Raw genomic sequence first — 23,160 nt, forward strand, 5'->3', positions numbered from 1 at the left:
AACCCCGGCTGTTGCCTTATCTTTCCTTTTTAATCCCTGCCTGCTCGATTATTCATCATTTTGATTTTCTTTGGGGTTTTTCTGTGGTTTTCACTAGTCTTGACTTACCCCATATGATTAAATTTACCGATAATAAAAAAGCCGGATGGCTTCATTAATCTACTTGGTATCAATGTGATCTACCTTTATCCAGCCAACAAGATGGAAAATCTGTTGGTGTTGCTAGATAAAATTCAGCAGATATCCCCCCTGGCGGTGTTTAGCCAGGAAATTATCGTGGTGCAAAATCCGGGTATGCAGCACTGGCTTAATCTCTCGCTGGCAAAACAGCGGGGGATCAGCATGAATATCCGTTATGCTCTGCCGGCGCAGTTTTTATGGAAATTAATGCGATCCGTTGCCAGTGATGAAGATGTCCCTGATCAGTCGCCTTATTCCCGGGAAGTGCTTACCTGGCGCTTAGCTGCCTTACTGGGCAGCGATGAGGTGACGGCTAACCCCGAATTTGAGCAGCCCAGCCGCTACTGGCAACAGGAAACATCAGCAGAAAGAGCGGCACTGAAACGTTATCAGCTGGCAACACAGCTGGCGGATTTATACGAGCAATACCTTATTTTCCGGCCAAAGTGGATTGATGCCTGGCAGCACAGAGAAAGTATTTTCAATTTGCAAAACGAGAGCCTGCCCCATGCCGGCGCCCTTGATGAGATTGAAAAATGGCAGGGCTTGTTATGGCAATTACTGATCAAAGAACTGCCCTATAATCCGGTGACCTTAATGCAGGATGCCATTGCCGGGCTCAATAACAAGAAAGCCGAGCTGCCCCGGCGGATTGTATTTTTCGGTATCAACGCCATGGCGCCGATGTGGCTGGACTTTATTAATGCCCTGAGTGAGCATATCGAAATACATTTTTTTCATTTAAACCCGTGTTTTTCCTATTGGGGGGATATCCTTTCAGAAAAGCAGGCGGTGAAGGCCATCAGCAACTGGGTCGATGGTTATGAGGACATCCGCTCTGCGGTCGGTAACCCCCTGCTGGCAAGTCTTGGCCAGCAGGGGAGGGAATTTATGGCTTTGCTGCACAATTACTCCCTGGTCAATATTGACGTCTTTGAACAGGCCGGAAGCCAGGATACGGTATCAGCACCAGAACCCGGTCAGCAGGCGGCAATACCGGAAGCAGTGACTGCTTCTGTGCTGGCGCAGCTGCAAAATGATATTTTAACCCTGACGGATGCGCGCCAGGCGCCCAAGAAGGCAAAAGATGATTCCGTGATCATCACCAGCTGCCATAGTGCGCTCAGAGAAGTGCAGGGCTTGCATGACTGGCTGTTGCATCAATTTAATGCCGACAGTGAGTTAACGCCAAAAGATATCCTGGTGATGTGCCCGCAAATCGAGAGTTACGCCCCTTATGTCAATGCGGTCTTTACCCGGGGCTGGCAGGATATCGACGATAAAATCCCGCCTTTACCTTGCTCCATTGCCGACAGGAGCAGTAAAGACGCCGAGCCGCTGATCGCCGCTTTTATTGACTTGCTTAATCTACCCGACAGCCGTTTTCAGGTCTCGGGTTTGGTCGCCTTGTTAAGATTACCGGCGATGCAGCAAAAGTTTTCCCTGAGCTTTGAGGATATCGATAAAATTAGCCTCTGGGTTGAGCAGGCGGCCATTCACTGGGGGCTGGATCAGCAGCATAAAGCCAATATCCTCGGGCTTGAGCAGGGCAGTAACAGTTTTACCTGGCAGCAGGGGCTGAGCCGGCTGATGACGGGATTTGCCTACGGCGACAGCGAGGTTATCCACCAGGAGGCGTTATTGTTGCCTGTGGTGGAAGGGGACGACGGGCGCTTATTAGGCCAGCTGATGTTGATTATTGAGCAGCTGCAAAGTTTTTCCCATCAGCTAAGCACAGCGCGCGATGCCTGTAGCTGGCAAAGCTTTTTACAACAAATGCTGGATGAGCTTTTTGTGGTCACGGGAGATCATAATTTTGAGCTGATTTATCACGCCATCGAATCCCTGGTGGAATACTGTACCCATGCCCTTTACGATAAGGATATTGCCCTCAGCGTGGTCCGGGAGTTTCTCAACAGCCATTTCAGTATGCCGGACCCCGGACGCCAGTTTATGGTGGGCCAGGTAACGTTTTGCTCTATGATCCCCATGCGCAGCATTCCTTTTAAAATTATTGCGGTGTTAGGGCTTAATGACGGTGAATTTCCCCGTCAGCGTCAGCCGCTGGGTTTTGATCTGCTGGCGATGACGGCGGCAAAACTCGGCGACAGATCGCGCCGGGGCGATGACAGGTATTTATTCCTTGAAGCCATTATTTCCGCGCGCCAGGCCCTTTACCTGAGCTATCAGGGGCGTAATATTAAAACCAATGCCCCCAGGGAAGCTTCCCTGGTATTAAAAGAGCTGATGGAATACCTGGAACTGGGTTATGGCTGGCAACTCGGCAACTCGGGCGACGATATCCGGCAACTGCCGATGCAGCCTTTTAGCGCTGACAATTATCTCGGTGCTTACCCGGGTTTTGATGAGAAGTGGCTGAAATTAGGCAATAGTACGGCCTCAGGTGAAGAAAACGGCAATGAAACCCTATTGATTTCGCAAGAAGTGATCTCACAAGAAAACCAGCTCGGCGATAAACAGAACTCAGCAGCAGCCTCGGAAAATATGCCAGCAGAACAGCAGGGAGAAAAAACTGCACAAATCAATGCTTCCGAGCTGATCGCTTTTTTCCAGCACCCGGCCAGGCAATTTGCCCGCCGCCAGCTTAACCTATATTTTGAGCAGGTAAGCATAGAGCTTGAGGATGCCGAGCCTTTTACCGCCGATCGATTGCAAAGTTATCAGTTAAGGGAGCAGCTGCTTGACTGCTACCTGGTGGCGGCCACAAAAGAGGGGGAAGATGGCCCTGCAGCCACCTCTGACATCGACCGGGAAGTTTTACAGGTGATCACAGCTGCGCGTTTGGCGGGCAAGTTCCCCTATTTGCCGACCACGGGGGAGTTATTTGAAAAATGGCGCGATGACAGTGAGCAATTCTCCCGGGTGATCATTGAACAAGGGGGGGATAACCCCAGCCAAGTCTACTGTGAAGTGCTGCTTTCCCAGGCAGACGGCAATAATATTTCGTTAAGCACCTTGTTGCCGGTGCAAGGGCAGCAACTGGTGTTTTATCGCAGCAGCAGCGCCAAGGCAAAAGACTTTTTTACCTTGTATCTGCACCAGTTAATCCTGCAGGTATGGCAACGCCAGCTTGCTGCAGGCCAAATATCATTACAGGCTGATGAGCAGGGCTTATTAGCGCACGTCAGTGACTGTAGCGGTTTTTACTTTGATACCAAAAGCCAGAAAGTCAGCCAGTACCGGTTTAAAGCCATAGCCGATCCCGAGACACAACTAGCCCGGTTATTAGCCGCTTTTGCTTCAGGACAAAATCAGGCGCTGTTAGTTAATGGTGAGTTAGCCGAGCATTATTTTAAAGTTACCGGCCGGGGTAAAAGTTTTAGCCAGCAAGACTTTGAAAAATACTGGCATGATGTCAATGCCATACGGCCGTTATCAGCAGATCCCTATATGCATTATTTCTGGCCGACTTGTCCTGATTTGAGCGAGCATTTGTCTATGATAGAAAGCCTTTACCAGCCCATGTACCAGGCACTTGAAAAGGTGAAGTTATGAGCCAAGCACCGAAAAACCTGGTAGCCCATGAAATTCCCTTAACAGGCAAACACTTAATTGAGGCCAGCGCTGGTACTGGCAAAACCTTTAATATCACCCGTTTATATTTACGTTTGTTGTTAGAGCAAAAACTGCCGGTTGAACAAATTCTGGTGATGACCTTTACCAAGGATGCCACCGAAGAGTTACGCGGGCGTATCGGCGCCTTTATCCGCACGGCGATCAACGACTGGCAATTGCTGGTGGCCTCAGATCCCTATTTTGCCGCTTTAGCTGAAAAAATCGATGAAGATGAAGCCAGCTTCCTGCTGAAAAAAGCCCTGTTATTTCTCGATGAAGCCGCGATTTTTACCATACATGGCTTTTGCAAACGGGTGCTGAGCCAGCATGCCTTTACCAGTGGTATGTCTTTTAACAGCCAGATGGAAGCCAGCGACCAGGAGCTTTTGCTGGAAGCTTGCCAGGACTGGTACCGGGTGCTGGCACAACAAAGCCCGGAGCAGTTTGAGCAGCTTGCCGCTTTTTGGCCGGATCCGCTGACGTTCCTGAGTCATTTTTCCAAGGCCATTTATCAGGTAGCGCTATCGGCTAAGCTGGAAACCATCAGTGCCGGGACTTTAGCCCAGGCTTTTCAGGCCAAAGCGCAACAAGCCTTAACGGCCCTTAAGCACCACGAGCAAGAACTGAGTTTATATCTGATCGAGGTTAAAACCGGTCAGGAAAGAGCTAAGCGCGAGCAGGAACTTGCGGCGTTAAAGGCCTGGTTAGCCGAGATTATCGAAGATATCAATGCCTTTAAAGATAAAATGCCCGATGCTTTTATCGACGGCCGCCGCTTTGCCCGTGCCAAACACAAGCAGGAGCTGGTGGAGATTTTTGCCCCGGTGAACGAGGTGAAAACCGCGGTAAAAACCCTGCAGCAAAAGCTGGACAAAGCGCAGGCTTATTTGGTGGTCAAGCAGGGGCTGGATTTTATCAGCGAGCAGCTGGGCAAGAAAAAGCAACTCCAGAATATGCTCAGCTTTGACGATCTTATCAGCCGCTTACAGCAGTGTTTAACGGATGAGGACAATAATAAGCTGGCTCAGGTTTTGTTTGCGCAATTCCCGGTGGCGCTGGTGGATGAGTTTCAGGACACAGATCCGCTGCAATTTTCTATTTTAAAAGCCATTTATTTTCAACAAGCTGATGCGGTACTCTTTATGATCGGCGACCCTAAGCAGGCCATTTACGGCTTTCGCGGCGGCGATATTTTTACCTATTTGTCAGCCCGAAGCCTGTGTGACTTTCAGTGGTTGATGGATACCAACTGGCGTTCTACCCCGGGGATGATCCAGGGTTATAACCGCCTGTTTTATGGCAATGATCTTCAAGGTGAAGCCTTACCCGTATTTGGCTACGGTATCCCCTACATCCCGGTGAAAGCCGCTCCCGAGGCGGGAGAAAAAGCGACCTTGCCCGGGCAAGAAGAGCAGGCTTTGCAGTTTATTCATTTTGCCATCGGCGAAGAGCACAGTGAAAAGCAAGATAAGAAAAAAGCACCGGCTAAAGCTAAGGTAAAACAGGATTTCAGGCCGGTGATGGCCAACTGGTGTGCCGGTGAAATTGCCCGTTTGCTGTCAGTGCCCGATGGGGAAAATGCCCTGGCAGCCCGGGATATTGCTATTTTGGTGCGTGACGGCACCGAGGCCGGGGCTATTAAACAGGCTTTGCAAGATCTGGGACTGGCTTCGGTATTTTTGAGCAACAAGGCTAATTTACTGCACAGTGAGCAAACGGAGCAGTTTTTATCTTTGCTTAACGGCATTTTGCATGTGGAAAATGAGCGCTTGTATACCGCAGCGCTTGCCTGCGGCCTGCTCGGCTTTACCCCGGCGAAGCTTTACCGTTTGCAGCGGGATGAGCTCGGCTGGCAGGAGCTGAAATTTCAGTTTTTGGCGTTAAGGCAGGAATGGCAGCATAAAGGTTTTATTACCATGGCGTTAAAGCTGATGCATGAGCACTTTGTCATCGACAGCCGTGAGCAGGACAGGACCCTCACTAATTTACTGCATTTGTTTGAAATCTTGCAATCCGCCAGCCAGCGCCATCGCCAGCCTCAGGAATTGGTTTATTACCTGGAACAGGAGATCTTAAAGGACAATCCCGAATTGGAAACGGAATTAAGGCTGGAAAGCGATGCCAACCTGATCAAAATTGTCACTCAGCATGGCTCAAAAGGGCTGGAATATCCCGTGGTGTTTATCCCCTTTGCCAGTCGCCATAAAGATCCGCTGCGCTTTGGTAATCGCAACGTGACCCTGGTTGAATATCATGACGGTAACGGACAATTGAAACTAAGTTTAGACGGTTCGGCTGAAGCCAGGCAGGCCATGGCCGATGAGGTTTATGCCGAGTCTGTCCGGTTATTATATGTCGCCGTTACCCGGGCTGAGCAGCGCTGTTATATTTTAACCGCAGAATTTGAGCAATATTTTAACTCTCCGCTGGGCAAAACCTTAAAATGGCAAAAGGATCAGGACATGGCCGCGGCTTTGCAGCAACTGGCGGCTGAAAATCCCGGGGTGATCGGAGTTAAGCAGATCAAGGAGCTGACTGAAGAAACCCGCCGGGCAGAAGCAATAAGCACAGCATCTGAGATAGTCCCGGCCGCTTTCACCGGAAAAATCGAACGGGACTGGTGGCTGAGCTCTTTTTCAGCCCTAAGCCGCAACCTGCGCCATGGCGGAGTTTCGACCCCGGACCGGGATGGTGAAACCGGTGTTTTTCAACCAGGTACTGCTGAGCTGCTCGACAGTGCGCTGCTGCGCTTTAATCTGGCCAAAGGGGCGCATACCGGTAATTTGCTGCATGATATTTTTGAGCACCTGGATTTTAACCAGCCAGACTGGCAAGAGGCGATGAAATGGCCTTTGGTGAAATATGGTGAACTAACAACGGGTTATAGTGAGCAAGACTTGACCGCCTGGCTTAAGCAAGTCTTAATGGCGCCTCTGGTGCAAAATGACGGCGCTGGACAATCACAGACAAGTTGTTGCCTGGCGGATATCCCTGCGGTGCAGACGTTAAGGGAGAGTGAATTTTACTTTCCCATGTCCCGCGCTAATGTTGCCTCTGTGGCGCAATTATTAACCCGTCATCGTCAGCAAAGTGATCGCATGCTTTATCAGGAAGCTCCGGATGGAGGGGCAGGAGGAAAAAGCGACAAACGGCCACCGGCAAAAACCGTCAGTTTACCCGCCTACCAGCAATTAAAGGGTATGATGCATGGTTTTATCGATCTCATTTTTGAGCATCAGGGTAAATATTACCTGTGTGATTATAAATCCAGTCACTTAGGCAATAGCTTTAACGCATATCAGCCGGGCAACCTGCTGGCCAACATTCAAAGCAATTATTATGATCTGCAATACCTGATTTATGCCCTGGCACTGCATCGCCACCTGGCTTATGCCCTGGAAGATTATGATCCCGGGCAGCACTTTGGCGGCATCTATTATTTTTATTTGCGCGGCATGACCCATGATCCGGACCATGCGGGCTGCGGCGTTTATTATCGCCGGATCTGCGTGGAAGAATTAACCTGTTTAGATGCGATTTTTTCCGGTAACAGCAGCCAAGACGATGACCCGGGCAATAGCCGGGGTAATACAAAAGAGGGGCAGGAACATGCTTGATAATAGCGGGGCTAACGCTGATCCCAACCTTGCTCGTGACAGCTCCAAGGATAAAAACATACCGGTTTATGGCTCTTTTGCCCGGGCAAAGGCACAACTTGCCGCCCTGGAGCCGATAGATTATTTTTTTGCCCGGGAGCTATGCCAGGGCCTGGGTTTTGAGCCCCAGTTGTTTCATCTGTTGCTGGCGTTAAGTGAAAGTTTACGAAATGGCCATACCTGTTTACCGCTGGAAAGTATCGCCGGGCAGTGTTTCGGCTTTGCCAGCGATGATGAGGGCCTGGTGAGCCATCATGGTTTTATTTTTGCCGAGCAAGAAAGTTTGCATCAATTGTTATCGGCATTGGCACTGGCGCCGGATCAAGATCAGGCGATAGTGTATTACAGGCAAAAACTCTACTTTCGCCGCTATTTCACCTTTGAAGGCGAACTGGCGGGTTTTATCCGCAGTAAATCTGCCGGGGCATTTGCTGCTTTTGAGCCCGATGAGATCAAAGCCTGCCTCGATACATTATTTCCCGCAAGCGCCAATGAAGAAGGGGCGGGGGAAATAGACTGGCAACATATCGCCGTGGCCAATGCCGTCAATAAAAGTTTCAGTGTTATTGCCGGCGGTCCCGGTACCGGAAAAACCTATACGGTGACCAAATTGCTGGCGGCCTTGATCATGCTTGAACAGGCGCGTTCACCGCAAAAGCCGTTAACTATTGCCTTAGTGGCGCCAACCGGCAAGGCGGCACAGCGTTTGTCCGAGTCTATTGCCAAGGCGGTGAAGGGTTTTCGGGGATTGATCCCAGAAAAAGTGTTGGCGGCCATTCCAGAGCAGGCCCTTACCGTGCATCGTTTGCTCGGGGTGATCCCGAACCAGGTGAATTTTCGCCACCACAGGGACAATTTACTGCAGGCAGACCTGGTGCTGATAGATGAGGTTTCCATGGTGGATCTGGCGTTGATGACCCGGGTTTTTCGGGCACTGCCGCAGCACAGCAAAGTGATTTTGCTCGGTGATGCCGATCAATTGCCTTCGGTAGCCGCCGGCAGCGTGCTTAACGATGTTGCCCCCAGGCCACATCCGGGATTTTCCCCCAAGAACCTGGCCTACCTTGAACAGGTGACCGGTTGCCGCCAGCTGCCTAAAGCTAAAGGCGGCAAGGGGGCAGCCGATCATATCAGCTACCTGGTGAAAAGCCGCCGTTTTGACGGCCAGGGGGGCATAGGACGCCTGGCGGCGGCAGTGATCGCCGGGCAAAGCAGTGAAAGCTGGCAGTTATTGACCCGGGCACAGGAAGAAGGTGATGAGCAGCTGAGCCTGCTACCCGGCGAGCTATCAGCCTGGTTACCCCGGTTGGTGGAGCAATATTATCTGGGGCTTTTTCATTGCGACCAGGTTGGTGAGGCCTTTTCACTGCTAGGGCGTTTTAGGATTTTGTGCGCCATGCGCAAGGGAGAGTATGGCGTTGAAAACATTAACCAGCTGATCAAACAATACCTGGCGGATAAGGGGCTGGCCAATGCCTCCGGGCGTTTATACCATGGTATGCCGGTGATGATCAGTGAAAATGATTATCGTCTCGGGCTTTATAATGGCGATATCGGCATGATCTGGCGTAATGACAAGGGGCATTTGATGGCAGTATTTGAAGATGCCGAGCTTGGCTTTAAATGGCTGATGCCGTCCAGGCTGCCCCAGTTTGAAACTGTCTATGCCATGACTATACATAAAACCCAGGGCAGTGAATTTGATCATGTTGCCATGTTATTGCCGGGGCAAACGGATAATAAACTGCTGAGCCGGGAATTATTATATACGGGCATTACCCGGGCCAAGTCCCGGCTGAGTATTGCCAGTAAAGCCAATGTCTGGAGCCATGGCGTGGAAGGGCGGGTAAAACGCTTTTCCGGATTAAACCTGGAGCTGAGTGAGTAGAGAGTAAACACAGCCATTGACTTGGCTGTCAGTAAGCACATTATTTTTTAAGAAGTTTAAACCATGAAATTAATTGAAATTGATAAAAGTCGTTACCGTCAGCATTTAAACCGGGTTATCATAGGTTTTATCGCCAGCTTACTGGCCTTATCCCTGTTATTTGGCGCCGCGTTAATAGCCGCCTTTGGCCAAAGCCCTGCTTTGCAAAAAGAGGGCAATATTAGCGGGCAAGAGCAAGCATTTACAGCGCAAAACCCACAGGCGGAAATGCCGGATAATATCAGGGGGCAGGGCGCTGATAAGCCGGCGCTTGATGGCGAAGCGGTTCCAGAATCTACCGGCAACTTCCGCTATAACCTGCTCGGGGTGATCCTGGCCCTGCTTGCCTGTGCCGCTGTTTTGCACCAGTTAAAAGGCAGCCGCTATTTCAGCGAAATCTATTATGTCTGGCAATTAAAACAACTGCAAAACCTGATTTACCGGCGTCTAAACAAAATCAAACAGGCCGCTGGCAAGGGGAATGTCGATGCCCTGGTCATACTCGGCTTTTATTATGCCGGTTTAAAGCAGGTGTATTTGCTTGATGACAATACCCTGACCCTGGGGAAAGTAGAGCAGGATATCACAGCTTTGGAAAAACTTGCCGCCGATAACGGCGTCAGCTTAAGTCCGGAGCAATTTAGCGCCGATCTTATCAAGAAATTTTAGCTTGCCACTTGAGCGCTTTTGAACATTCAGCTCTTAAGTTTTTATCATATAATCCTCAAAAAGCAGCGCCTTGTCCAATTGTGCTTAACTTGACTTACATCAAGGCGCTGTATCCGCTATTCACTACAATCTAATGACCGAACACAATTACAGAGAAAGTGAAAATGATAGGTTATGTTACTTTAGGTACAAATGACTTAGACAAGGCTGTCACATTTTATGATCAACTTTTAAGTAGCATAGGTGCTGGCCGTTTTATTGAAACCGAACTCTTTGTTGCCTGGGCAAAAAGTCCGGGTAATCCGGGGTTTACCATCACCAAACCTTTTAACGGCGCCAGAGCCAGTGTCGGCAATGGTACTATGATCGCCTTCACCATGGACTCTCCCGAGCAGGTTGATGCATTTTATCAGAAAGCGATCGAGTTAGGGGCGACAGACGATGGCAGGCCCGGGCCAAGAGGAGAAATGACGGGGTTTTATGCCGGTTATTTCAGGGATTTGGACGGTAATAAGATCAACGCCTTTTATTACCAGCCCCCCAAGGAGTGATGCCAGGGCAAGTAACTGACCGGAATCAGTTGTTGGTCCCGGGCACTAAATGCAGGAAAAGCTTTCCTTTTAAGTTAAAGGCTTAGGCGTCAAGTTGCTTGCTGAAGGGCTTCGCTGTTTTTGCGTTTGCTGTGAGCGGCAAGCGTGTTCAATATCGCATCCCGGCTAATGGGTTTATTAATAAAATCATCCATGCCGGCATCAAGGCATTTTTGTTTATCCTCGGTTTGGCTGCCGGCGGTGAGGGCGATGATTTTAACATGTTGATCCGCATTTTCCCGCCGCCTGATTTGCCTTGCCGCTTCAAAGCCGTCCATTTGCGGCATAAAACAGTCCATAAAGATAATATCAAACTCTTCACACTGCCAAAGTTCAATCGCCTTTTGGCCATTATCGGCAACGGTCACTTCGCAATTAAAACTTTTTAAGATTTTTGTCGCGACGATTTGGTTAACCCGGATATCTTCCACCAGCAAGATATTAAGATCAAAATCATGCTCCTGACTAACCTGCTGCTCAAAGGTTTTCTTGGCGGAGTATTTGGTAAATACCTGGGGATTAAAAATGGAATTGGACAATACCAGGTTAATAATATTAAGGATTTCGTGATCTTTGGCCGGGGTAGCCATCAATCCCTGGATCCCGGTTTTCTGGCATTTTTCGATATCGCTGTGCTCGGGCTCTGCACTGGTTAAAATGATTTTAAGCTGGACAAACTTTGCGTTTTTGCGAATAGATTGGGCAATTTCATAACCGCTGCTCCCCGGTATATTTTTGTCTAGCAGCAGTAAATGATAGGGGTTGCCACAGTTAAATTGCTTGTTGAGCTGTTCAAAAAGTTCATCGGGGTTGGAAGTCTCATCGGTAATCATGCCCCAGCTGGTGAGTAAAGGTTTGAGCACTTTTAAGTTCAGAATTTCATCATCGACATATAACACCCTTTTATTGGTGAGCTGGCGTAAATCTTCTTCGTTTTTCGATAACAGGTGGGAAGTGATGCTAAAGGTTATTTCGAAAGAGAAATGTGAGCCCTGGTTGTGGGCGCTCTCTAAATGAATCTCACTGTCCATCGCTTCTACCAGCTCTTTACATATTGCCAGCCCCAGGCCTGTGCCGTCATATTTGCGGGTGGTGGAGTTATCTACCTGAGAAAATTTTTCGAAAACTTTATCCTGGTACTCCCGGTCAATGCCGATCCCTGTGTCATAGACATTAAATAAGATCTTTTGTTTTTGTGGTAACCGTTCAAGGCATTCAACCTTAAGTAAAACATGCCCGCTGTGGGTAAACTTGATAGCATTGCCTATCAGGTTCGATAACACTTGTCTCAAGCGCATGGGATCGCCTAGCAAATAATGATCTATGCTTGAGGCTATCTGCAGCTTCAGGGCCAGTCCTTTTTCCGTAGCCCTGGGGGTGAACAGTTCTATCACCCCTTCACATAATTCTGTCAGGCTAAATTCAATGGATTCTATTTCCAGGCGGCCGGACTCTATTTTAGACAAATCGAGCACGCCGTTAATAAGGTCTAACAGGTTATAGGAGGAGCGATTGATGATTTCTGCCAGGTGCAGTTGTTCTTCGTTGAGATTGGAAGAAAGCAAAAGGGAAGTGGTGCCGATAATACCGTTCATGGGAGTGCGGATTTCATGGCTCATATTGGCAACAAATTCACTTTTTACCTGGCTCGCCTGCTCGGCTTTTTGTTTAGCTTCATTGATCTGTTCAAATGATTGCTGCAGGCTGAGGATCATCTTGTTATAACTGAGCACCATAAAATTGAGCTCATCATCGACCGGTTTCTTGCGGTTCAGGGATAAAGGGGTGCTGGCAAGCCCTGCGCGTATCGAGCGCATGCTTTGGCTTAACCGGGACAAATGGCGGCCGATCAGGCGGTAGACCACAAAGAGTATAAAGGCTGAGACAACAAAGGTTTTTGCCGCCTGGGTAAATAATACCAACAGGGCTTTATCGAATAGATTTTGATAAACCGGCTCCAGGTTGGTGGTAACCGCCAATAGTCCCAGATTATGCTCTTCCCCTTCATAGCGGTAAAAGATAGGCCATTGCTTGGTTTGGACATACTCTTCCTTGTTATAACCCAGGCGAATAATGCTTTCGCCGTCCCGGAATAACTCGACCAGCAAGATGTCGGAAATATTCTTAATGCCGCTGATTTGTACCTTGAGCTGGTCAATATCATCAACCCATAAGGCTGCGGCAACCGTGGATACGTAGCTTTTTTCGATTTGCAATAGGCGATCATTGAGTTCTTCCATGTCATGTCGGTAATCGAATAAGAGATGAATGGCGGTAATGATCAAGGTAATTATCGAACTAACGAATAGAATCCAAAAGACCAGTTGTTTAGCTATACCCTGACGAAACTTTCGGCCTGACTGCGCGTGAGTAATTGCCACAAAATCATCCTTGCACTGGAAAATGAGATTTTCTGAGTTAACCTTAGTAAACAGAAGGTTAATTATCAATATTTCTTCGCAATCTAGCACGGGATCTGTTATGGGACTTCAGACAATAGCGCTTGTTTTTATATCATTATTTGGGCTAACAGGGATAAAAGGTCACGCAGAAACAATTAATTACGTTGTCATTGATAATCAGGCCAAGCCTTTTCAAATAGAAGATGATGCAAAAAATCATTCCGGTATCATTACCGATATTGTCAATGAAATATTTAAGGGATCGCCATACGAGGTTAAGTTTCATACCCTGCCTTTTAACCGTATGATGAAGATGTTGTCCACGGGCAAGATTAAAAACTGGATCACATATGGCTCCCCCAGTTGGGGAGGGGTACAGGCGGAGCATTTGTCCCGGCTGCCGGTGTACCATGTTGAGCATAAATTGGTGACAAACCCCTCTTATGCCGGTGAAGTTAAGGAAGTGGAAGATTTGTTCGGCAAAACCCTGATTTTGCTGCATGGCTTTGATTATCCCGGGCTGGAGCCTTATTTAAAGGCTGAGACAATTAAAGAGATCCGGGTCAAAAACCATGACTCCGCTTTTAGGTTGCTAAAAAGGTTATCCGATAAAGCCGGGTTTGTTGAAATGTCGCTGAGAATTGAATACAACCTGAAACAGACCAACCGGGATCCCGGCATGTTTTTGCAAAAAAACTTTTCAACCGTGATCTCCGATTATGATATTCATCTGGCCATGGATCCGGATATGGAGTTTTCCTTTGACCGCTTTGTCAATGATCGTCTGGTGGCCCTGAGCCAGGACGGTACCTTAAAACGTATTGTCGACCGTTACCAATAACCCTTTTTCTGTTGACTCCTCCCTAAAACAGCAAGGAAAGCTCTTCCTTGCTGTTTCGCTGTGTTATTAGTCTTTTACCGGCAGCGACAAGGTATTGTTTTCATTGTCACGGTAGTTGATATCCAGATGATAGAGCCCGATGCCCGGGGGACTGTATAGCAGATCACTGGTATCTATCACCAAAGACAGGTAGTGGCCGGCAGGAACATCATAAGCAGTGGCCACCATCTCTAAATCCAGGGAGAGCGTCTGCCCGGGGACAGCGTTTAACAGCGTGTAAGGTGCATGGCTTATCAGGCGTCCGGTACCGGTCCAGTCGACATCATATAAATAAGCCACCAGCAACGCCTCACTTTTACTCGGGGTAAGCTGGAGCTTGATTTTTGGGATACCGCGTAATTTCATTTCCCGGCTCAACCAGTCAGATTCCCAGCGGATGGCGTTGATACTGCTGATCAGGGGCATGCTGGCAATAATCGGCGCTTCCACCACATCTTCAAGAAAATAAGACAATAACGGGATGCCGGTTGTTGCCAAGGTGTCCAGGCCGGAATAAAAGCTGTCTGTTTTTGGCCACCAGGGACTATAGGGGCTTGTTTTCATATCACCGTCACCGTCGATTTCTTTTTCATGCAAATACAAGGTTTGAGCTGAGAGCGCCGGGGAGGGCCAGTCCGGCAGCTCTTCGTAATCGCCGAATTTTACTTGCATGGCAACCGGTGCCTGCTCATTGATGCCGTTGTTTTCCTGTTTTAAATAAAAATCGAACCAGGCATGGGCATTGTGCCATATCCTGTGGTTGGACTTGCCCATCCCCAGTACTTCACCTACCGCATGGGTGCCCTGGCTGAGATCCATTTTCTTTGGCCCTTCCAGTGCCTGGTAGAGGGCCAGAACACTATTGGGCTGGAACAGGTTATCGCCGAAATTATTGGCCAAATACACAGGGACCCGGCGTTCGTTGAGTTTATCCACGTAAGAGAGCGGAGAGCGTACATCCGCCCAGACGGTGATTTCATCGATACGCTCCTGCTTGAGCAGATCCAGGTAATTGATGGCAATTTCATCACTGGGGTCACCGGTCAGGTAACCTATGCCGGTTAACAGGCCGCCCCATATCAGCCGAGGTGTATACTGGCCATACAAGGAGTCTGTCAGGCTGCCCCAGGTACTCATGGCCGCCACGGCGCTGATCCTGGGATCATTTGCCGCGCTCAATAAACTGATGCCTGAGCCGTAGGAAATGCCGGAGACGCCGATGCGGTTGATATCAACGGGATAATTGGCCAAAAGAAAGTCTATTGCCGCAGAGACATCCCGGACATCTTCGGGGCCGGCAGTGGCAATTTTGCCTTCGGACTCACCAAATCCCCGGGTGGAATAACTTAATACGACATAACCTTGTTCGGCAAAACGGGCGGCTTCTACCAGGTATTGATATTCATTCATGCCCCAGCTATTGATAAAAATAATGGCCGGATAATACTCGGCTGCTGCTGTGGGGACAAAAATATTGGCCTCCAGGGTAATGCCGTCGTAAGCGCGGATCTGAATATTATCGTCGCTGATATAATGCTCAGACTCTTTAAAGACGGGGTCGCCCACCATGCCCCTGAGCAGGGAGACCAAGTCCACCGCACTGGCCCCGACACTGATCACCGACAGGCATACCAGGACAAAGGCGCGAAAGCTATTCGCCCAGATGATACTTTTGTTCATATTGGATTTCCTTATACTTATATTTTTTATAATTAACAGCTTGGCTGTACCGGTGTGTAAAATTTTCCGGCACTTTAACCATAGAAAAGATCCCGGCAAGGAGATATTTATCTGATTTATATTGGATATCATTGATAATTAGGGATATTTTTGAACGGAGTCATCCATTCTGGTTAACCAGTGTTAACGGCAGTAAATGCTTTACCGGCAAAGACCGCCATGGATTTTGACAGCTTGGCAAATAAACCTGTGTGCGTTTAAGGAGAAAGTCCAGGAGGAAATAAAGAGTAAAGCCGCGGTAAAGCTGTTACTGCGCGGATTTTTAGGGGGCAGCCTGGGACTTAAAGATTAACTTATTCTTTTACTTGAATTATTTATCGTATTGACGCAAATTAGATAAAAAATACCGGCAGGACCACTATGAAGAAATTTAAAAATGAAGCCGCATTGCTGAAAATGGCGATAGATATAGGTGAAAAATATGCGATGAACCGGGGCTATAAAGGATTTTCCGGTACGAATTCCGCCAAAGAAAAGGTAGAGTGCCTCTACCTGTTACTGGTGCAGGACAAACTGATCCAGGCACTGGCCAAAGGCCAGGAAAACCAGCCGAATATGAAACATAAGCTGGCCCTGTGGATCGCCAAGCAACTACCTGAAAATCATCCTTTATTGAAAGATTAATTGTCGTGCTGTGGTTGCAGTGCCGCCGGCAGCACCGGGTATTATCCCATTGGCCGGCGGCATTAACGCCGCTTACCACTGCCCCCTGGCAGTAAAATCTTTTTGTACTTCCTTATCATGGGTTTGGTTAAAGGTTTTAATTTTTTGGTTTTTACCCGCCAGGACCCTGAGCTGGTAAGCGGACTCCCGGGCTAAAGCGGCTCCGGGGCCGCTCCACCAGCTTTTGTTGTATAACCTTTTCACCGCCGATACCGCATCCGGTGATTGCCGGCAAATCTCAGTTGCCAGTTGTTTTGCTTTTTCAAGCGGCTGTTCATCAACGTCCATAATCAGGCCTAAGGCAAGTGCCTGCCCTGCGCTGATTTCCTCACCTGTCATGGCAAGTTTTTTCGCGGTATCCTGGTTAAGCAGGGTCCGTAGTGCCAAAGTGCCGCCCATATCCGGGATCAGGCCCCATTTGGCTTCCATAATGGCAAGGGAGCTTTCGGGGTGGGCAATGCGAAAATCAGCGCCCAGGGCAATTTGTAAACCGCCGCCCCAGCATCTGCCAGTTATCGCCATAATCACAGGCATAGGCAAGTCTCTCCAGCCGGTGGAGACCCGCTGGGCCAGGTTTGCCCGCCAGGGCAGCCACTTAAATAATAATTTGATGGCATTGAGGGGAGAGCGCATCACAGATTTGATATCCAAGCCGGTACAAAAGTCCTGCCCGGTGCCGGAGACGATAACGGCGCGGATGTCCCGGTTTTTTTTGAGTTTCCTGATGGTGTTATCAATAGCCTGGAACATCTTGATATCCAGGGCATTGTGCTTGTCCGGTCGGCTTAGGCAGACATGGGCGATTTGATCTTCGATTGTTACCTTGATGCGGTTATTGTTCATGGTATTTATTCTTTTTTGTTGTCAAATGAGGTAAGACCAGTTCAGGTTAGCGAATTCAATTTCCCTTGTAAAGTCTGGGTTTACCCGGGCAGGCGTAATAGGCGCCTTTTCTCCCGGCCCTTTATCGTTAACAAACAGGACTGTACTTAACGGTGGCTCAGTCTTATCAGCTGTTTATATTATTCACAGCCGGAACTTTTTCACATGGCAGATGAAAACGTGGGATTTACCATTCTGATTGTTGATGATAATCCTACCAATATCGATTTGTTAAGGCGGTTTTTAGCGCCGGAGCATTACCAAGTTGCTGCGCTTACCAGTGGCGAGCAGGCATTAAAGCTGATGGCCAAAATTGCTCCGGATCTGATCTTGTTGGATATCATGATGCCGGGTTTAGATGGCTATTAAGTTTGTCAGCAGCTCAAACAGATAGCCTGTATCAGCATATACCGGTGATTTTTGTCACCGCCAGGGTTGAGCCTGAAGATTTACGCCGCGGCTTTGCCCTCGGGGTGGCGGATTATATTACCAAGCCGGTTAATCAGGATATTTTACTGGCACGGGAGAAAAATCAGCAGTCTTGTGTCCGGCAATTAAAACTTGAACGCCAGTTGCTGGAAGAGTCGGAAAAATGGCAAAGCTGGGCCATATGGTGGCGAGTATTGCCCATGAAGTAGCAACCCCGATGAGCAACATTGCCCTGGCAATTAACTGTATCCATAAAGAAACTGTTAAGCTGCACCAGGCACTCGAGCAAAACAGCTAAATAAGCATGCCCTGGCAGATTTTTTCGAGATGGTAGAAGAAAGCCTGACATTATGTGAAGAAAACAGCCAGCAGGCAAACTCGGTGCTGTCAAGTTTTAAACAGGTGGCGGTGAACCAGTGCAGCCAGCAGGTTATCCGTTTTAATTTGCAGGATGTCTTGCAGGCCCTCAGGCCGATCCTGAAACGTTTGCCCCACAGTGTCAAACTCGATATCGACCCCGAATTATTCCTGTTGACTTATCCCGGAGTCTTGTCGCAAGTGATGATTAATTTAATTAATAACTCACTGGTGCATGGTTTTAGCGGGACTTACCGGGGAGAAATTACCATTACCGCCAGAGATATCGGAGGCAGGGCCGAGATTTACTATAGTGATAACGGTCTGGGGATCGCCGAGGCAGATCGGAAGCTGGCATTTAACCCGTTTTTTACCACTAAGGCCGGGAGGCAGTGGTCTGGGCTTGTCCATCAGTAAAAAACTGGTGGAAAATGAATTAAGGAGCAGTATTGCATTAGACCCGGGCACAGGCCCGGGGTACTGTTTATTATCACGTTAAGTAAAGACATTCAGGCCTGAGTTGCCCTGCTTTTATTGTTACTTGCCAATTTTTGCTATCTGCTTGTTCGCTATCAATAATTTTCACTTAAGTGGATGATCCCGCCATTTTTTAATGATATCGTTAAAGTGAAGGGATAAAGTCATGAATTGTTGGCAGTTTACGACTACAGTTAACATAAAGCCATCAGGCTTTTTATTAAAAGAGGGATTTAAGATGGAATCATTACAAGTCAAAGAATATATGAACCATTACCCGGTTACTTTTACCCCGGAAATGGTGGTAGAAGAAGCCTCACTGCGCTTTTTAAAAACCAAACAAATAGGCGGTCCGGTTGTTGATAAGCACCATCGTCTGGTGGGCTTCTTGTCGGAAAGTGATGTACTGGCAAAAATGCTGGAAACTATTTATTACAATGAACATATCGCCAATGTTGAAGATTTGATGCGCAAGGATGTGTTATCGGTAAAACCCTATGACTCTATAGTAGAACTGGCGCAATCCATGTTAAAGAATAAACCTAAGGTATATCCGGTAATCGATGATGATGAAAACCTGCTCGGTACCATCTGCCGCAATGATGTCTTACAGGCGATAGATAAGCATTTGCGCGCCGGTTTTCACGCCGGGAAATAGTTTAAAAGTAAATGCAGACAAGGGCACTGCTTCCTTAGCCTGCCCGGCTGCTGCTGGTGGCCATTTATTCATTGCCGTTAGCAGCGGGGCTTGGTGCCACATCCATTGCTGCAATTGCTTTATAATACTGTTAAAATAGCCTTTTTATATCGCTATTCGAGTTTGTTTTGTCTGTAGAAGTTAGTCCTGTAGCTGTTCCCAGTATCCCGTCATTATTTAAATTATTAGACCAGGTGGCCTTAGCGGATAAGGCGCGCTTGAAAAAACGTTTATTCGGCTTAAAAAAAATCACCAAAACGGATAAGCGCGATAAAGCCCAACAGCAGGTCGCCGGCGCCATTGAGCGTTCGATAAAACGTAAGCAGCATAAACTCGCCCACCGTCCCAAGATCAGTTACCCGGGTGAATTGCCTGTTTCGCAAAATGTCGATCACATTGCCAAGGCCATTAGCGAAAACCAGGTCGTGATTATTGCCGGTGAAACAGGCTCGGGTAAAACCACCCAGATCCCCAAGATATGCCTGGAATTGGGGCGGGGCATTGAAGGGGTTATCGGCCATACCCAGCCAAGGCGCATTGCCGCGCGTACGGTCGCCAACCGTATCGCCGATGAAATGAACACTAAGCTTGGCGAGCAGGTGGGTTATAAGATCAGATTTAATGATCAAGTGAGTGAACATAGCTATATCAAGCTGATGACAGATGGTATCTTGCTGGCAGAAATGCAAACGGATCGCCTGCTGCGCCAGTACGATACCCTGATCATAGATGAGGCCCACGAAAGAAGCCTCAATATCGACTTTATTCTCGGCTACGTGAAACAAATCCTGCCTAAACGCCCGGATTTAAAAGTGATCATTACCTCGGCGACCATAGATCCCGAGCGTTTTTCCCGCCATTTTGATAATGCGCCTATTATTGAAGTTTCGGGACGCACCTATCCGGTGGAAATGTTATACCGGCCGCTGGCAGAGCAGGAAGATGTCGATATCATCTCTGGTATCTTGCAGGCGGTGGATGAGCTGACGGCCATAGGTCAGGGAGATATCCTGGTGTTTCTCAACGGTGAGCGGGAAATTCGCGATACCGCCAGCGCCCTGGAAAAGGCGCAATTGCCCCACACTCAGATCTTGCCCTTGTACGCCCGGTTAACGGTGCAGGAGCAAAACCGCATTTTCCAGTCCCATAGTGGCCGTAATATCGTGCTGGCGACTAATGTTGCCGAAACCAGTTTGACTGTGCCCGGCATTAAATATGTGATTGACCCCGGCACGGCACGTATTTCCCGTTACAGTTACCGCACTAAGGTACAAAGGCTGCCGATAGAGCCTATTTCTCAGGCCAGTGCCAACCAAAGAGCGGGACGTTGTGGCCGGGTGTCTTCCGGGGTTTGTATCCGCCTGTACAGCGAAGAGGACTTTCTCGGCCGGCCGGAATTTACCGATCCGGAAATTCTGCGCACCAATCTGGCCACGGTTATCTTACAAATGCTGGCCTTGGATCTCGGTGATATTGGCGAATTTCCTTTTGTGCAGCCGCCGGATAATCGCAATATCAATGACGGTATCCGCTTACTGGAAGAGCTCGATGCCATTGCCGGTAGCAAAGACAAAACCAGCTTAACGAAAAATGGCCGCTTGCTGGCCAAGTTTCCGATAGATCCCAGGTTATCAAAAATGATCCTCAGCGCCATCGACCTTGGCTGTATCGAGCAGGTTTTTGCCATTGTCAGTGCCTTGAGTATCCAGGATCCGCGCGAACGTCCTCATGAAAAACAGCAGGCGGCGGATGAAAAACATGCCCGTTTCAAAGACAAAAACTCAGATTTTGTCTCCCTGCTTAACTTATGGCAATACGTCAACGAACAGCAAAAGGCGTTAACCAATAACCAGTTCAGGCGTTTATGCCAGAAAGAATATTTAAGTTATATCCGTATCCGGGAATGGCAGGATATCAATGCCCAGTTAAGGCAAACCCTTAAAGAGCAGAATATTGCCATAAGCTCGGTGGACAGCGAGGATGAAAACCAGCTGGCCCTGGTGCATCAGGCGCTGTTATCCGGTTTGCTCAGCCATATCGGCCAGCAGGATGAAAATCGTGAATTTAAAGGGGCCAGGGGCAGTAAGTTTTTTGTTTTCCCCGGCTCGGCACTGGCGAAAAAGCCGCCTAAATGGCTGATGGCTTCCGAGCTGGTGGAAACCAGCCGCTTGTTTGCCCGTATGGTAGCGCGTATCGATCCCCTGTGGCTGGAGCCGTTGGCATCCCACCTGGTGAAACGCAGTTATAGCGAGCCTCACTGGGAGAAAAAGCAGGGGGCGGTCATGGCTTATGAGCAGGTCTCCCTTTATGGCTTGATCATAGTGCCCAAGCGAAAAGTGAATTTTAACCAGATTGAGCCTTATACCTGTCGAGAAATCTTTATCCGCGAAGCCCTGGTTAATTACGATATCCAGTTAAAAGAAGCCTTCTTCAAACATAACCGTGATTTGGTGGCCAGTATCGAAGCACTGGAGCAAAAGGCACGCCGTAAAGATTTTCTGATTGAAGAGCAGCACCTGGTGGACTTTTACGAGCAAAAGCTGCCGGATAGTGTTATTTGTCAACGCAGCTTTTTAAGCTGGTGGAAAAAAGCGAAAAAAACCGATGACAAGTTATTGCACTTTACCCGGGAGTTTTTGCTTAACGAGAGCTCGAATGAATTATCCAGCCATGACTACCCGGATACCTGGCAACAGGATAACCTGATCTTGCCGCTCAGTTATCATTTCAGTCCCGGTGATATCGATGACGGCATCAGTGTCATGATCCCGGTGGGGGTCTTAAACCAGGTGCAAGCAGAAGGGTTTGACTGGCTGATCCCTGCGTTGAGGCTGGAGCTTATCGTTGCCTTGATTAAAGGCCTGCCGAAAACCTTACGCCGTAATTTTGTGCCTGCCCCGAATTATGCCCAGGCTTGTGTCGCGGACATCAGCGAAGGGGACGGGGCATTAACTGCTGCGGTAGCGAAAAAGCTGTTGCGCATGACTGGTGTGCGCCTACCGGAAGATTGCTGGGATGAAATTGAATTGCCGGTGCATTTGACCATGAACTTTAAAGTCCTGGACGAGAAAAACAAGGTGATCCGTCAGGGCAGGGATCTCAATGAATTAAAGGCGCAGCTGCAGGGCAAGGTGAAGGCGACCATCAAACAAGTGGCGGATAAGGGCATAGAGCAGGCGAATTTAAGGGAATGGGACTTTGGCGAGCTGCCTTCGGGTTATCAGCGAAAGGTGGCCAATATGACCATTAAAGCTTTTCCTGCGCTGGTGGATCATAACTCCAGTGTTGCCATTGAACTGTTCGAGCAAGAAGTTCAGGCAGAGCAGGCGATGCTTAACGGAGTCAGCCGCTTGATTTTGTTAAATATTCCTTCACCGGTAAAATATCTGCAGGAAAAGCTGCCTAATAAAGCTAAATTGGGCCTGTATTTTAATCCCTTTGGTGCCATCGGCGATTTATTGCAGGATTGTATCAATGCCGCTTGTCGTTATCTGGTGGCGCAACAGGGAGCACTGCCGAGAGCTGAGGCAGAGTTTCAGCTCAGACGGGATGTGGTCCGCGCAGAAATTGCCGACTGTGTCCTGCAGGCGGCGATCAAGGTGGAAAAATGTCTCAGTCTGGCCCATGATATCCGTAAGCTGCTTAAAGGCAAGGTGGCGTTGAATGTTATCCAGTCTCACGGCGATATCAAGGACCAGCTCGATAAGCTTATTTTTAAAGGTTTTGTGACCGCCTCCGGCATCAACAAACTTGACGATATTATCCGTTACCTCAATGGTATTCTCAGGCGCCTTGAAAAATTGCCGGTGGATCCCAACCAGGACAGGTTGAAAATGCTGGAAGTGGATAAGGTCACTCAGCTGTGGCAAACCCTGATAGGTAAGCAAAGAAAAGATCAGCCGCTATTAAAGGAGATCGCCGATATCAAATGGATGATAGAAGAATTTCGGGTATCCTTATTTGCGCAAAATCTGGGCACGGCCTACCCGGTTTCCGGTAAGCGAATCGTTAACTACCTGAAAGAGTTTGATTGAT

15 protein-coding genes are annotated in these 23,160 nt (G+C 48.5%); 12 read left to right on the forward strand and 3 right to left on the reverse strand.

Annotated features, from left to right (window positions below; translation table 11 throughout):
- The first annotated feature begins 174 nt into the window (after positions 1–174).
- The 5 genes from recC to SG35_RS12755 all read left to right on the forward strand — a co-directional run bounded on the left by recC (position 175) and on the right by SG35_RS12755 (position 10,559).
- On the forward strand, positions 175–3,696 hold the full coding sequence (gene recC / locus SG35_RS12735; protein ID WP_044833551.1) for an exodeoxyribonuclease V subunit gamma: 3,522 nt from the start codon (positions 175–177) through the stop codon (positions 3,694–3,696).
- Entirely contained in the window at positions 3,693–7,373 is a 3,681-nt protein-coding gene (recB, locus tag SG35_RS12740) for an exodeoxyribonuclease V subunit beta (protein ID WP_063888657.1), read from the forward strand. The genes recC and recB overlap by 4 nt, the downstream gene beginning before the upstream one ends.
- Entirely contained in the window at positions 7,366–9,300 is a 1,935-nt protein-coding gene (recD, locus tag SG35_RS12745; protein ID WP_053043116.1) for an exodeoxyribonuclease V subunit alpha, read from the forward strand. Before recB ends, recD begins: the two co-directional genes overlap by 8 nt.
- A 63-nt stretch (positions 9,301–9,363) precedes the next feature.
- Positions 9,364–10,008, forward strand: coding sequence for a DUF3087 family protein (locus tag SG35_RS12750; RefSeq protein ID WP_044833552.1), 645 nt, complete (start codon positions 9,364–9,366; stop codon positions 10,006–10,008).
- Positions 10,009–10,172: 164 nt separating this feature from the next.
- On the forward strand, positions 10,173–10,559 hold the full coding sequence (locus tag SG35_RS12755) for a VOC family protein (protein WP_044833553.1): 387 nt from the start codon (positions 10,173–10,175) through the stop codon (positions 10,557–10,559).
- An 89-nt stretch (positions 10,560–10,648) separates the two neighbouring features.
- Here the strand turns inward: SG35_RS12755 and SG35_RS12760 are convergent, their stop codons facing one another.
- Entirely contained in the window at positions 10,649–12,979 is a 2,331-nt protein-coding gene (locus SG35_RS12760; protein WP_152646665.1) for a response regulator, read from the reverse strand.
- A 100-nt stretch (positions 12,980–13,079) separates the two neighbouring features.
- Between SG35_RS12760 and SG35_RS12765 the strand changes: the two genes are divergently transcribed.
- Positions 13,080–13,841, forward strand: a complete 762-nt coding sequence (locus SG35_RS12765; protein WP_053043117.1) for a substrate-binding periplasmic protein — start codon at positions 13,080–13,082, stop codon at positions 13,839–13,841.
- Between the two features lie 66 nt (positions 13,842–13,907).
- On the opposite strand, the gene SG35_RS12770 is transcribed toward SG35_RS12765, so the two are convergent.
- Positions 13,908–15,560: an alpha/beta fold hydrolase gene (locus SG35_RS12770; RefSeq protein ID WP_053043118.1), complete on the reverse strand. Its 1,653-nt coding sequence runs from the start codon at positions 15,558–15,560 to the stop codon at positions 13,908–13,910.
- A 420-nt stretch (positions 15,561–15,980) separates the two neighbouring features.
- Here SG35_RS12770 and SG35_RS12775 point away from each other — a divergent pair, with 420 nt between their 5' ends.
- The gene (locus tag SG35_RS12775) at positions 15,981–16,244 is read left to right on the forward strand and encodes a DUF5062 family protein (protein ID WP_044833555.1); all 264 of its coding nucleotides are present in this window, start codon (positions 15,981–15,983) and stop codon (positions 16,242–16,244) included.
- Between the two features lie 72 nt (positions 16,245–16,316).
- Here SG35_RS12775 and SG35_RS12780 read toward each other — a convergent pair whose 3' ends face one another.
- The gene (locus SG35_RS12780; protein ID WP_044833556.1) at positions 16,317–17,126 is read right to left on the reverse strand and encodes a crotonase/enoyl-CoA hydratase family protein; all 810 of its coding nucleotides are present in this window, start codon (positions 17,124–17,126) and stop codon (positions 16,317–16,319) included.
- A 204-nt stretch (positions 17,127–17,330) separates the two neighbouring features.
- Here SG35_RS12780 and SG35_RS12785 point away from each other — a divergent pair, with 204 nt between their 5' ends.
- The 5 genes from SG35_RS12785 (at position 17,331) to hrpA (ending at position 23,159) form a co-directional block, all read left to right on the forward strand.
- Positions 17,331–17,534 (forward strand): response regulator, encoded by a 204-nt coding sequence (locus tag SG35_RS12785; RefSeq protein WP_053043119.1) that lies wholly within the window; start codon positions 17,331–17,333, stop codon positions 17,532–17,534.
- A 2-nt stretch (positions 17,535–17,536) separates the two neighbouring features.
- Positions 17,537–17,803, forward strand: a complete 267-nt coding sequence (locus SG35_RS12790) for a response regulator (protein ID WP_053043120.1) — start codon at positions 17,537–17,539, stop codon at positions 17,801–17,803.
- Positions 17,804–17,921: 118 nt separating this feature from the next.
- Positions 17,922–18,368 carry a sensor histidine kinase gene (locus SG35_RS12795; RefSeq protein ID WP_053043121.1) on the forward strand — a complete coding sequence of 149 codons (447 nt, stop codon included), beginning with the start codon at positions 17,922–17,924 and terminating at the stop codon, positions 18,366–18,368.
- A gap of 298 nt (positions 18,369–18,666) precedes the next feature.
- Positions 18,667–19,086 carry a CBS domain-containing protein gene (locus SG35_RS12800; protein ID WP_044833557.1) on the forward strand — a complete coding sequence of 140 codons (420 nt, stop codon included), beginning with the start codon at positions 18,667–18,669 and terminating at the stop codon, positions 19,084–19,086.
- Between the two features lie 167 nt (positions 19,087–19,253).
- Positions 19,254–23,159: an ATP-dependent RNA helicase HrpA gene (hrpA, locus tag SG35_RS12805; protein WP_084692799.1), complete on the forward strand. Its 3,906-nt coding sequence runs from the start codon at positions 19,254–19,256 to the stop codon at positions 23,157–23,159.
- Position 23,160 lies beyond the last annotated feature (1 nt).

Origin of the sequence: Thalassomonas actiniarum (assembly GCF_000948975.2) — a bacterium.
Taxonomy (GTDB): domain Bacteria; phylum Pseudomonadota; class Gammaproteobacteria; order Enterobacterales; family Alteromonadaceae; genus Thalassomonas; species Thalassomonas actiniarum.